General features: G+C 60.7%; 13 protein-coding genes. 7 read left to right on the top strand and 6 right to left on the bottom strand.

The annotated features are described in order from the left end of the window. The first annotated feature begins 19 nt into the window (after positions 1–19). The 4 genes from AADW18_RS11985 (at position 20) to AADW18_RS11970 (ending at position 2,987) form a co-directional block, all read left to right on the top strand. Complete coding sequence (locus tag AADW18_RS11985; RefSeq protein WP_337343615.1) at positions 20–1,231, top strand: serine hydrolase; 1,212 nt, start codon at positions 20–22, stop codon at positions 1,229–1,231. Positions 1,232–1,365: 134 nt separating this feature from the next. Then, positions 1,366–1,722, top strand: coding sequence for an excalibur calcium-binding domain-containing protein (locus tag AADW18_RS11980; RefSeq protein WP_337343614.1), 357 nt, complete (start codon positions 1,366–1,368; stop codon positions 1,720–1,722). 134 nt (positions 1,723–1,856) lie between these two features. Continuing rightward, a complete protein-coding gene (locus AADW18_RS11975; RefSeq protein WP_337343613.1) occupies positions 1,857–2,375 on the top strand; it encodes a hypothetical protein in 519 nt (172 codons plus the stop codon). Between the two features lie 93 nt (positions 2,376–2,468). Further along, positions 2,469–2,987, top strand: a complete 519-nt coding sequence (locus tag AADW18_RS11970; protein WP_337343612.1) for a hypothetical protein — start codon at positions 2,469–2,471, stop codon at positions 2,985–2,987. Between the two features lie 136 nt (positions 2,988–3,123). Here AADW18_RS11970 and AADW18_RS11965 read toward each other — a convergent pair whose 3' ends face one another. From AADW18_RS11965 to AADW18_RS11955, 3 genes are all read right to left on the bottom strand, one after another. Then, a complete protein-coding gene (locus tag AADW18_RS11965) occupies positions 3,124–4,350 on the bottom strand; it encodes a M35 family metallo-endopeptidase (protein WP_337343611.1) in 1,227 nt (408 codons plus the stop codon). A 69-nt stretch (positions 4,351–4,419) separates the two neighbouring features. Continuing rightward, a complete protein-coding gene (locus tag AADW18_RS11960) occupies positions 4,420–4,743 on the bottom strand; it encodes a hypothetical protein (RefSeq protein ID WP_337343610.1) in 324 nt (107 codons plus the stop codon). 877 nt (positions 4,744–5,620) lie between these two features. Then, positions 5,621–6,460, bottom strand: a complete 840-nt coding sequence (locus AADW18_RS11955; RefSeq protein ID WP_337343609.1) for an arylamine N-acetyltransferase — start codon at positions 6,458–6,460, stop codon at positions 5,621–5,623. Positions 6,461–6,739: 279 nt separating this feature from the next. Between AADW18_RS11955 and AADW18_RS11950 the strand changes: the two genes are divergently transcribed. Both AADW18_RS11950 and AADW18_RS11945 read left to right on the top strand, forming a co-directional pair. Beyond that, positions 6,740–7,186 carry a VOC family protein gene (locus AADW18_RS11950; protein WP_337343608.1) on the top strand — a complete coding sequence of 149 codons (447 nt, stop codon included), beginning with the start codon at positions 6,740–6,742 and terminating at the stop codon, positions 7,184–7,186. Between the two features lie 209 nt (positions 7,187–7,395). Beyond that, entirely contained in the window at positions 7,396–7,668 is a 273-nt protein-coding gene (locus AADW18_RS11945) for a hypothetical protein (protein ID WP_337343607.1), read from the top strand. Between the two features lie 211 nt (positions 7,669–7,879). On the opposite strand, the gene AADW18_RS11940 is transcribed toward AADW18_RS11945, so the two are convergent. Further along, a complete protein-coding gene (locus AADW18_RS11940) occupies positions 7,880–8,845 on the bottom strand; it encodes a polysaccharide deacetylase family protein (protein ID WP_337343606.1) in 966 nt (321 codons plus the stop codon). A 104-nt stretch (positions 8,846–8,949) separates the two neighbouring features. Then, the gene (locus AADW18_RS11935) at positions 8,950–9,939 is read right to left on the bottom strand and encodes an NAD(P)-binding domain-containing protein (RefSeq protein ID WP_337343670.1); all 990 of its coding nucleotides are present in this window, start codon (positions 9,937–9,939) and stop codon (positions 8,950–8,952) included. 83 nt (positions 9,940–10,022) lie between these two features. Here AADW18_RS11935 and AADW18_RS11930 point away from each other — a divergent pair, with 83 nt between their 5' ends. Then, the gene (locus tag AADW18_RS11930) at positions 10,023–10,874 is read left to right on the top strand and encodes an AraC family transcriptional regulator (RefSeq protein WP_337343605.1); all 852 of its coding nucleotides are present in this window, start codon (positions 10,023–10,025) and stop codon (positions 10,872–10,874) included. A 509-nt stretch (positions 10,875–11,383) separates the two neighbouring features. Here AADW18_RS11930 and AADW18_RS11925 read toward each other — a convergent pair. Beyond that, positions 11,384–12,382 carry a hypothetical protein gene (locus AADW18_RS11925; protein WP_337343604.1) on the bottom strand — a complete coding sequence of 333 codons (999 nt, stop codon included), beginning with the start codon at positions 12,380–12,382 and terminating at the stop codon, positions 11,384–11,386. Between the last annotated feature and the right edge of the window lie 356 nt (positions 12,383–12,738).

Genomic DNA, 12,738 nt, shown 5'->3' with positions numbered 1-12,738 from the left:
TAACGTCTGGGATCCCATCATGTTGCGATGCCTGTTCTGCTGTTCCCTGGCAGCAGTGCTGTTGCTTGCGAGCGGCGCCCAGGCCGCTGAGCCTGCCGCGGCGGTCCGGGTGGCTTTCGATCGCAACGGCATCACCGCGGTGCGCGCCGACGGTGTGGCCGACAAGACCACCGCGCGCAGGATCACCGCCGACGACCCGGTTCGGATCGCCTCGATCTCCAAACTGGTCACCGCCATCGGTGTAATGCGGCTGGTGGATGAAAGCAAGCTGGACCTGGATGCCGATGTTTCCGAGTTGTTGGGCTGGCGAATCCGCCACCCTGCTTACCCGAATGTTCCCATCACCTTGCGTCTGCTGCTGTCGCACCGCTCCAGCCTCACCGATGCGGCGGGCTACTACGCGGTACCGCTGGATGGCGAATTGAAAGACATCTTGAAGGACCGGCGCGCCTGGGATTCCGCACATGCTCCCGGCACCTATTTCCGCTACACCAACCTCAACTTCCCGTTGGTGGCATCGGTGATGGAAAAAGCGACCGGCGAGCGCTTCGACAAACTGATGGACCGGCTGGTACTGCGCCCGCTGGACATTGCCGGCTGCTTTAACTGGGATATGTGCGATGAGGCGACGGCCGCGCGCGCGGTGGTGCTGTACGACAAGGACCACACCGCGGTGCGCGACGACAACCGCGGTAGCAAGCCGGCCTGTTCCGTCATGCCCGCGCGTAATGGCGGATGCGATCTGTCGCTTTGGCGCGCCGGACGCAATGGCGCGTTATTTTCGCCGCAAGGTGGATTGCGCATTTCCGCGAACGGCTTGGCCAAGATCGGCCGGCTGTTGCTAAGCGACGGCAGCGTGGATGGCGCGCGGATATTGACGCCGGCTTCGGTACAGACCCTGGTGCAACCGGCGTGGAGCTATGCATCCGGCAACGGTATGACTTACGAACAGGACGACAGCGGCCAACCGCATGAAGGCTTCTACTGCCGCTACGGTTTGGCGGTACAGACCCTGGCGACACCACACGAAGGCTGCAGAGACGATCCCTTCGGTGATGGCGTAGCCCGCATCGGCCATGCCGGCGCGGCTTATGGATTGCTGTCGGGTCTGTGGGTGGACCGTGATGCCGGCACCGGCGTGGCCTACTTCGCAACGGGCGTAGCGGAGGCACCGATCGGTACGCGCTCGGCGTTCAGCGCCGTCGAGGAGAAGCTGGCGCGGGTTCCATAAACTCCATCCTACGTCGCTAGCTGACGCACTGGGGCATAGGCGATCCCATCCTGTGGCGCTCATCTATTGCGGCTCGTGCTTCACCCGTCTGGCATAAGGCTTGCGTAGATCTCCCCTCCCGGGGAGGGATCGACATGGGATACATGCTGATATTCGGAGTGCTGTTGCTCGTTGCCACGCCGACGGCGTGGGCGCATGGCGGCGGCCTCAATAAAGACGGCTGCCATAACAACCGTAGGACCGGCGACTATCACTGCCATCGTGGCAGCGGCAACTCCGCGCCTTCTCCGCCGCTCTACGCGCCACGCAACGAAACACCGCCGGCGTTCTACACACCGCCCCGGAGTCCTTCCGGTGCGCGCCCATTCGCGAACTGCGCAGAGGCTCGCGCTGCCGGGGCAGCGCCCGTGCGCCGCGGCGAACCTGGCTATGGCTCCCATCTCGATCGCGACAACGACGGCGTAGGGTGCGAGCCTTACCGTGGGAAATAATCCATTTGAATGCGGAAGACGAGTAAGCCGTAGTCTCGCGCTGCACTCTACGTACATCATGACAAGTCCGTGTCGTGGAGCTATAAAAGAGCGAGCGACATCCCTATCGATGCGCCCGCCCGAGGTGCCGCTTGATGACCATCCGAACAGAACAACCAGTACCGTTGGACGAACGAGATGTCAGACTGCTGCGTTCCAAACGCACGCCGCCATCCACGATGGGCTTCGATGCGGTGCTCACGGTTGCTTTCGTCATCTACCTGATCGTTGCAAAGCCAGAATTCTTTACGATCTGGACCAGTATCGGCATCGGGATTCTAGTGTTGGTGATGGTACTGCTGGCGTTCCATGTCAACGACGAGCAGCGCTCGCTGCGCGAGGATCTGGACACCGGCGTGAAGGCATACCGCGACGGCCGCATCAGTTCGGTGTACACGCGGGAAGTTGTCGACTCTCCTCCGATCTATCGCATCGATGTGGTCGTCGACGGCCCCGAGTCGCCAATGAGTTTTTCCGTCCCGCAGGAGGTCTACGATGCCGTCGACGAAGGCCAGCAGGCCAGGATCGCATACGCGCCGCTCAGCCGTATTCTGTTCGAACTGAAGACCGATTCCTGCGTCTACATCCCTACGGATGCGAAGTGGAAGAAGTAGAGCCATCGCTGATTGCGCCGGGCACTTTGCCCTCACCCCATTGATGGTTATAAAGAGCGAACGTTGTCGCCTCGCCCACTACGAAGATCCCGCTTGAATCCTGTCCTTCCCGGAACACAAACCGCGCCACTCGATGATCGGGAAATCCGTCTGCTGCGCTCCCGGCGGCCAGGACTACTGCTTCTGCTGATGCTCGCCGTCGATGCGATGATGATCGCCGGCATGGTGGTTTGCGTATTCACCGATCCCGATTTTCAGACGTTCTGGGTGGCGGTTGCCATGGTGCCGGTTGCGCTGCTGCTCGCGCTTATCACCCTTCATGCTGAAGACGAATGGCGTTTGCTGCGCAAGGACTTGGAAACCGGTGTGAAGGTCTGCCGCAACGGTCGCATCAGTTCGGTGTCCATGCACCACGACGGCGAATCTTCACCTACCTATCGCATCAGCGTCGTATTCGGCGACCCCGAATCGTCGGTTGGCTTCTCCATCCCGGAGACGCTCTATGAAGCGGTCAGCGAAGGCCAGAAGGCTCGGATCGCCTGCACTCCCCTTAGCCAGGTCCTGCTTGAGCTAAGGACCGACACCTACGTTTATATCGCCACGAATCCGTAGGCGCTTCGTCGCAATGCCGCTTCCGTCCGGCACTGTCGCGCCGGGCGGATAATGGATCAGCGGAAACCGGCAATGGTCGCCTTGGTCTGCCCCTCGACTCGGGCTATCCAGATGCGCCCACGGCCCCGCTACCCCTTTACTCATCATCATAGTTAATAAGGTAGAACTCAAAATTTGTTGCATTTCGGACGGCGCTTGGCTTGTCCGTAGCAGCAAGAGAAATTGCACCGTCGTAGGTACGAACGCCCAGCTGGGTCACCGGATCTACAATATCGCTTGTCCCACTCCATAATGAATCTGAAAAATGAGAAACTTCGTGCAGCAATGTTCCTACTTTTGATGCGGAATCAGGGCTCCCGGTCGGGATCATCTCAGCCGCATAGAAGCTGGAACACGTATGTACGACGTAATGCTGAGTTGGGATCACGTAGGCGATCCAGTGTTTGCTTTCCTGCTCCGCTGTGCAATCGCACGCTGCGGTGACAATGGGTTTCGGAATCGACTGATCGTCGGACATCCGAGCATATATCGCGGCTATCCCCAGATCTACTTGTGCATCATTAGTGGTGGGGTCGTCTGGATCAACTGGATTTACACGAGGGCCAAACCAGCGCCAAAATCGTGCATTGTGTGGAAATGTCACTACGACATCGGTGTAGTCTTCATTCCAGTCATAAACAAATCCGCTGGAAAGCGCGTCCACACCTTCCTCGGCCGTCGCAAATGCGACGGCTTTCGCTGCCTGGAAATCTGATTGCTGGGTAGAACTGCATACTGCACCGGGTGTCTTGCTCTCATATTCCGAAGCTTGATTCGGCTTCCGGGCCTCCGCATTCGGATCTAGCCGCACTTTGATCGACCCAGCGTCACCGCTCTTCATTCGCAGTGGTGATGAATCTGCAGATATCCTTCCTTCCGGCTCTTCGGCATACGGTGCGCCGAAGCGCAGTTCCACGTTATAAATTCTTCCCGCATGCAACTCATAGTTTTTCAGAATATCAATAGTTGCTGTCCGGATCTCACCAGCCTGGAGAAGCCTAGTAGTCGATTTCCCTCGATCAGAGTATGAAACAAACATTCCAATGTAAGGCGCTTCTTCACCATTCAGATCCGTAATTCGCAACACATTATTGGTTAAGTACCCATCTGATTCTGCGACCGGCAACTGAGCTACAGAGTAAGCGACAGGAGCATCCCCCGTATTTCTTAGTGAAAATACGACGACGGCTCTACCAGTATCTGAGCGCCTGCCATCGCTGCTCATTGGATAGCTAAACTTGGCTTCCAATCGCCCGGCAGCAAAAGCGGAATTTCCAATCATTGAGGAAGCTAACACCACCACGAGAATCAGCATGCTTTTCATTGGTCATCCTTCCGTGAGATGAGAAACAACTCTATCTAATGAATATTACGGATTGCAACATCGAGCCACTTACGGCTTTCCGACACCCTCCAGCGAACCGGACCACACCAGATTACCGCTGGCGGCACGCTCAGCCTTGACTCGATTGGCCTTGAACTGCCGGCCTTCCAGATATAGCTCCAGTTGCGTGGTATCGGCGGCGACGCTGGCAGCGTCCAGGCTCACTACTTGCACGCCACGCGTGGAAGGATTGTCGAGCACACGTTCCAACGCGCGCTCGTTGGCGTTACTGGCCTGCGCCGACAGGCCCACCACGAGCTTTCGCTCGGTGGCATGCGCACTCAGCGCGATCGAGAATCCGGACAACAGCAGCACTGCAGCAATCGGCTTCATTCGTTTATCCCTATGAAAGTAATCGCCCTGTAGGTGCATGGGGGCCGGTGCGGGCGCCTGCCGGTACCCGACTTTTTTAGCACGGAGGGCGACATTGAAAAGGTGCGCTGCGTTGACACTTTCGTGCGGACGTAATGCTCGTTCGCATGTGCTATGTGCGGCCGGAATTCATTGGGGAATTTGTGCTAGTTGGGAGTGCTCGTGTTCTCTTCGGCTGCCTTGTTTTGGCCTAGGCTGACGCGGATAGCTCATCGGAGTTGATGATCTACGCGCCTGCCGCGGGCGTCACTTTTCTTTGCTCGTGCAAAGAACAAGTAACCAAAAGAAAGCACGCCCCAGGCGGCACGCCCCTTCGGGGTCCGCAATCGGGCCGGGAATTTTCGGAAGGCACATCCATGTGCCTGCCGAAAACGACGCACATCCTGTGCGCCGCCCCTGCGGGGTTTTACCCGTCCCGCTTGCCGCGCCTAAACGGGGCCCCGAAGGATCAAAAGCCAAAGCAACGGCAACGGCAACGGCAACGGCAAAAAAGCAAACGCCTTGCCTTTCGCTCGTGCCCTTGGCTTCTTGGGGTCCCCTTTAAGGCGCGGTGGCGCCGGTGGGTAAAACCCTTTAGGGCGCCGCGCAGGACGCGCGGCGTTTTTGGCAGGCACATGGATGTGCCTGCCGAAAATTCCCACCGGCGACACGCACCCAAAGGGCGCGCCGCCAGGGGCGTGTTGACAAGCCATTCGGCTGTTGAAGAGCGCCTCTTTGCCTACTTTCTTTGCACGAGCAAAGTAGTGCTTTTCAACAGCCGAATGGCTGGTCAAGTAGGGCCTCGCGGCAGGCGCGTAGCTCATCCGCTCCGATGAGCCATCCACGCTAGCGCCAAGAACTAAGCAATCTGCTCCTCACGCTCAAGCAGACGCTCCAGCGCCAAATCCAATTCTGGAATCGGCGGCACACGAATATCAAACTCATCACGCAGCACAGCAACAACGTCTTCCACGCGGCGCAAACTGCGATGCTCGCTGCGGGCGCCGAGCCGATGCACGGTAAAGCGATTGCCTTGCAGCGTCTTGCGCAGGCCAGTGCCCGTGCGTGCCGCCGTCAATCGGCCGTGGAATGATGATTCCGGATGCGTGGCCACGTACCAATTTCCCAGCTCCAGATCGATCCCTTCCTGCGGTTGCAGATCGAAGCGGTACATCGCGCGCCACTCGCCGGCCACTTCGGCGCGTAGCAGATAGGTGTCGCCTTGGCGGACGACGCGATACGGCTCGTGCGGCGTGGACTGCACATCTTCGGTGTCCAACCGCAATGGCGCGGTGGGCACCATCCCGCCGAAACCAACGTCCGCCAGATACGGCACGCCGTCCACGACGACCAGTAGCGCCATGTGGGTACGCGGAGTGATGGCATCCTCCGGCCCGCCCATCACCACGCGGCCGGCCAGGGCGCGCGGGTCGAAACCCAGATAATGCAGCAATGCATGGAACAGCCGATTGAGTTCATAGCAGTAGCCACCGCGTCCATCATGCAGCAGTTTGCGTTCCAGCGACGGCAAATCGACAGGTACGGGCAGGTGCAAGAACGTGTTCAGCGTTTCGAACGGAAAGACCTCGGTATGCCGCCGCACCAACTGGCGTAGCGTGTCCAAGGTCGGCCGCGGTGCGGTGGTATAGCCCAGGCGTTGCAGATAAAGAGCGGCATCCTTCAATGACGACGAAGCCATGGGTACTCCTGGTATGTCAGTGATGGCCGGGGACCTTATTACCTCAAGTAAGGTTCAGGTCAAGCGATGTGGTTTCGCCGGTCCGTCGCCCTTTCACGATGACTCCCTGCCCTCGACGACTGCCGTCCCCGCGCAGCGAAGGTCCGCCGGGAGCCGGGAACAGATCCGTCGTCGCTACACTGGAGACCACGCCGGACTGGCGTGTCCATCTCATGTCGATCCGGGGACCACTCGTTCGTCATTCAATAGTCCGCATGTGCGGAGACAGGAGCAACCATCATGGTATCGGCAGTCAATCCTTATCTGAACTTTCAAGGCAATACCCAGCAGGCCTTCGACTTCTATCGCTCGGTGTTCGGCGGCGACTTCGCCGGCGTGATCCGCTATGCGGATTTTCCCGGGAACATGGGCGTGGCCGAGTCCGACCAGGACAAGCTGGCACATATCGCACTACCGCTAGGCAAGGGAAACATGCTGATGGGGACGGATGTCGTGGGCCAGCACGGCAACAAGCCATTCACCCCGGGCAACAACTTCTACATTTCGCTGTCTCCCGACGATGCCGACGAAACAAACCGATTGTTCACCGCGCTGTCGGCGGGCGGCCAGGTTGAAATGCCGTTGCAGCAGACCGAGTGGGCAGAGCTGTTCGCCTGCGTGGTCGACAAATTCGGCGTGCAATGGATGCTCGACTACACGGGCAACGTGAAATTTTCGTTCTCGTAACCCGTCGCGCAGGCACAGGTGGGCCCCGGCCCACCGGATGCCGCCGCCACTTCCTCGCTATCGCCGCCGTTGACGTTGCGGCGGGCTTGAGCCCGCCCTATGAACATCGTACGACAGCCACTTCACACCCGCCTGCGGACAATAACGCTGTGCCATCGCGCCAGAACCCGCCGCGCGGTGCAGCCTATTTCTGGTGGAAGGAGGCAATGATGGATACGAACGTTCTGTCCAGTGGCAGGGACATTCTCAGCCTGGTGATCTTCGCCTTCCTGTGCATATTGGCGATCCTGTGGATCCTGGTGCCATTCGCGGTGTTCGGCGTCAAGTCGTTATTGCACGCCCTGATCGCGGAACAGCGTCGGACCAATCAGGCGTTGGAAGCGTTGTCGGAGCAATTCCGGGCCAGCGCGTTGCGTCCCGTCGTGCTGCATGACCCTGCGCCGGGAACGCGCGTGATCGATACTGGGCCGACGCCGGGTTGATAAACGCCGAATCCAATGTGCTCTCGTAGAGCGGAGCTTGCTCCGCTGCCCTCCGGTCCGTGCCTACGTTGCGAATGATTCATGGCCAAAAGCAGCGGAGCAAGCTCCGCTCTACGAGGGACCTTGCTCCTGAGCGAATATCGGCACGAACTTGTGTAGAGCCGAGCTTGCTCGGCTGCTCTTCGATCCGTGCCCACATATAGGGAACCGGCTATTCCGATTCCTGCCCCGCCAACTCCAGCACCCACTTCGGTACCACGGGTTCGCCGGCGTAGAACTCTTTCGGTTTTTTCTCCGCCATGGCCCAGCGATGCAGCCAGCTGGGACCGTACTTGCCGTTGTAGCCTTCGGCATGCTGGTACGCAGGGTCTTTCATCGCTTCTTCCAACGTAACCACGCGGTAGCCGCGGCGCTGCACGGCGGCGACCAGGTCCGCGAACGCCACTGCGTTCAACTCGTTGGCGTGCAATAGCCACACTTGCGGCAACGCATATCCAAGCAAGTCCTGCGACTGTTGTTCGTAGTAATCCACTTTGTTGAGCATGTAGGGAATGTAGCCTCGCCGCAGGCGCTCCAGGATTGCGGCGCGCTGCGGTGTGTCTGGCTGCTCATCCAGTACGTTGGCATAGGCGAACGCCCATACCCATTCGCCGTTATCCACGGTGACCGGTGCGATGCGATAGCCATGCTGCGCAAGGAAATCGGCCAACGCCGCACGGTCTTCGGGCGTGCGGCCGGCGCGCAGGTACGGATGGCGAAACCAGCGCGGCGTCGTGCCGCGTTCGGCCAACAGCGGCCGCAGTACACGTTCGCCACGCAGGATGTCGTCCTGGAACGCGGGCAGGCCGACTTCATGCAGGTCCACGTGCCCATGCGTGTGGTTGCCCAGCTCGTAGCCGGCGTCCAGCCAGTCGCGCAGCATCGTCACTCGCTGCGGCTGCGCTTGGCCGTCGACTTCCAACTTGCCTTCGTTGACGAAGCCCACCACCGGCACGTTCGCTCGCTTGAGCTGCGCCATCAGCTGGGCATGCCGTGCCGGCAGCTCGGCTTCCGGGGTCTTTCCCATGCGCTGCCAAGGCAGATCGTCGATGGTGATGGCGATTCGGCGGTCCGGTTCCGCGGCATGGGCGGTGCAGGCGATGACGAAAAACAACAACGCACGGACGAATAGCGACATGAGTTCCGGTGCTGGTAGCGAAGGACGGGCCAGCTTAGCGCGCGGCGATGGCGAATGGTCGCCTCGCCTGGCGCAGCGGGCCCGTCGGCTTCCTACCCGACCGTTTACTGTTTGCCGCGTAGTACCTTGATGATCGCGGCCACCTCCTCATCACCATAACCCGCGGCGGCGGCACGCTGGAACAAGCCGGACACGAACGAGGGAAATTCGTCGTTGATGCCGGTGTCGCGTGCAGCCTGTGCGATGCGTTCCGTCGCTTCGATCGATATCTTCAGCGGACTTTCGCCTACCTTGAAGTCACCCGACTGGATCACGTCGCCTTCGTACTTGAGGAAGTCCGTCAGCGTTGGACCGATCGCCGCGACCAGCGCCCCGTATTGATCCACCCGGAAACCCGCGGATTCCGCGATACGCGCGCCGTGAAAGAAGCCGATCGCCGCGCCATAGATGTACGACAAGGTCGCCATGTCCATGGCCGATGCAGCGCCCGCGTCCTTTCCCAGATAGCTGAGCCCACCGCCGAACACACGTAGCAGCGCTTCTTGTTCGCGGAACGCGGGTTCCGCGCCGGACAACAGAATGGGCGTGTCGGCACGGCCCATCTGACTGGGCGCAGCTTGGATGGCGCCGTCCACATAGGCACTGCCCTGTTCGCGCAGCCATGCCTCCAGATCACGCGCTTCCTGCACGCCGCCCGTGCTCAGTTGGATCAGCGCTTTTCCCGCCAGCGCGTCGGCAACGCCGTCCGAGGCCAGGATCGCGCGCGTGGCCGCGTAGTTGTGGACACACACCACGATCACAGGGCTGGCCGCAATCGCAGCGGCAGCACTGGGCGCAAGCACGGCGCCGTTCGCCACGAGCGCGTCGGCCTTGCCCGCGCTGCGATTCCACACCGTCACCCGATAACCACCGTCCAGCAGAAGTTGCGCCAGCGTGCTGCCCATTTGTCCCAATCCGATTACCGTCACTTGTTTCATTTGTCTGCTCCGTTCTGTAGTCGCCCGGCCCGCGGTTGCGGGGTTCGTGTGGGCGGGGTGCGCATCCTGTCGTCCTGGGACGATGATGTCGCGCCGAAACGGACGCGAACCGAGCACATTCGGGCAATGGGATGCTGTGTCCACCGCATTGGGCCAATCGAAGCCGGACAATGGCCTCCGGTCTTAGCCCGGAGACTTCCATGAATCTCGCCACCTCGCCCCATGCCATGCCGTTCAACGCGGCGGTGATGGATATCGCCGCCGCCGCCGCACTGACGGGCGGTATGCGGATCGACCGCATGGTCACCCGGCCGGGACCGGTGACGTTGGAACCCGTCGCGGATCACCGCATCAAGATCCATACCGGCACTCCGGTAACCGGCAATTGCCACAGCGGCCGCTTCATGTATCAGCACGGCGATATCGATCTGTTGCCGGCAGGCAGCAGCGATGACTGGGTGGAAGATGTCGCCAGCACTTCCGTGATGCTGCGGTTCCCGCCTGCACTCATGGCGCATGCCGCCGAACAGATAGGACTGGACGGATCGCGCACCAGCATCACACCGCGGCATCATTTTCGCGACGCGCAGATCCAGCATATCGGCTGGGCGCTGGATGCCGATCGCGAAGCCGGGCATCCCAGCGGCCGTGTCTATACCGAAAGCCTGAGCATCGCGCTGGTCGCGCACCTGCTTGCCCACCACCGCACCGCGCCGGCAACGCCGCCATCGCACGGCCTATCGAAGAAGCAGCTGCAACGTGTGACCGAGTACATCGATGCGCACCTCGATCATGACTTGTCGCTGTTCCAACTGGCGCAAGTCGCCGGGATCAGTGCGTCGCACTTGAAGACATTGTTCAAGCGCTCGACGGGAATGCCGGTGCATGCCTATGTCGTCCGGCAACGCGTCAATCGCGCGGTGGAGTTGCTGCGGCAGGGCGAGCTTCCCGCCAGCCGTGTCGCCTTGGAGGCGGGATTCTCTCACCAGAGTCATATGTTGCGTTGCATGCGGCGGGTGTTGGGGCGCACCGCGATAGCGCCGAGTCGGTAGCAATGAGGCCGTCGCAACGGAAGGCGATGTAGAGCCGAGCTTGCTCGGCTGCACTTCGTCGCGCGGCAATACTCTTGGCGGGTATCGAAGAGCAGCGGAGCAAGCTCCGCTCTACGAAAAACCGTGTAAGTCGCGATGAAGGCTTATCGGCAAGGCTTTGAGTTCGTGCTCTTTCGTAGAGCCGAGCTTGCTCGGCTGCTCTCCGTCGCGCAGCGATACTCTTGGCGGGTATCGAAGAGCAGCGGAGCAAGCTCCGCTCTACGAAAGCCCTGTGAGTCGCGATGAAGGTTTATCGGCAAGGCTTTGAGTTCGTGCTCTTTCGTAGAGCCGAGCTTGCTCGGCTGCTCTCCGCTGCGCAGCGATACTCTTGGCAGGTATCGAAGAGCAACGGAGCAAGCTCCGCTCTACGAGGAGCGGCTTCAGTCGCTATGAAGCTCTATCGGTAAAGCTTTGTCGCGACTCACGTCGCTCCCACAAAGACCTCTCCGTGCTTTTCGTGGAACATCGTCCTATCTCTTGCACGACGCCAACTGGCGATTGGCGTACCACAGCGCCCGGCGTGCCTGGTCGTAGGCGTTGTCCGCGGTACGTGGCAACAGGTGTTCGGCCTGGACGGGATCGGCGCCGCGTGCCATGGCGTATTCGACGCGTTGCAGATCGGCCAAGTGCGATTGGACGGGTGCCAACAGTGTCTTCACTCGGGCCGGGTCGCACCCGGCGTGGTGCTTTTCCAGTTCGCTCACCGCTTGACGTATACGGCGGCTGGCTTCGCCCTTCAGGTCGGGCGCTTTTTCGAACGCGATGGGCGCGGCCTTGTAGGCATCGCCGGTTTTCTCACTCCCCAGGTCTCCCGAGCGTTCGTGCAGACCGGGATTGAAGCGCACGTCCGGCGGCGGCCGCGGTGCGGCTGACTGGGTGTCCTCGCCAAAGATCAATTTGCCGATGGACTCCATGCGTTTGCCAAGCTTCTGCGCGGCGATGTCGCCCGCGGTGCCGTCGCTGACCCAGTCCTTGTCGAAACGCGTCCCCCGGTAATCAATGGGATTGGGACGCTCCAGCACTTGCTTGGCCTTTGCGAGCTCGCGTTCGTTGGGAGTGCCGGGCGGACTGGCTGCGGGAGCGGGCCCCATGGGATCGGATGACATGCCAGGCGGCAGCTTCGCCCGTCCCTCCCGGGTGTACAGCTTGCCGGCCACTGAAGGCGTGGTCGGCGTTGGCGTGCTTTGCGGCCGGCGCGGCGGTGTGGGCGGTATGGCTTGCGGACTGCGTAATGGCGCGCTGGTTTGGTCGTTCGTGCGATGGGGTTGGACCGGCGGCAGCGCCGGCGGCGGAACGATTGATGGCTCCCGTGCGCGTTCAACGAACGAGATCCGCATGCGCTCACCTTCTTCGCGCGGCAGCAAGTGCGGACCCTTGAGAAGCTGCCGGCCCATCAGCAGCAATATCGTCGCGGTGACCACCACGGCCACGACGTTGGGAACGAACTCATCATGGAAAGCCCGCTTCACCAATATCGATCATCCCGGCCAACGAAAGGTTTCGGCAGTCTATTGACGCCAACGCGAACGCTGGTTGACTGGGATTTCCATGGGGAGTTCCTGCGGCAGACGAGTTCGTTGTGTTTTTGGTCAGGCTCTGGCAGACAGGACGCGAACGTTCCGGTGCGCCTTTGGCTTACCGCATCCTACGGACGTCTATCACCGCAGGCCTACGTGACTCAACCTGGTCGGCCTCCCAAGTAGGATGCGGTGAGCAAAGCGAACCGCATCGATCGTGCATGCGGAGCCAGGAAGTTGTCCTCTGGCAGACAGAACGCGAACGATGCGGTGCGCCTTTGGCTTACCGCATCCTACGGACGCCTATC

Source organism: Pseudoxanthomonas sp. CCNWLY206-1 (assembly GCF_039710385.1).
Classification (GTDB): domain Bacteria; phylum Pseudomonadota; class Gammaproteobacteria; order Xanthomonadales; family Xanthomonadaceae; genus Pseudoxanthomonas_A.
This window is presented reverse-complemented; position numbering and strand designations above follow the sequence as displayed.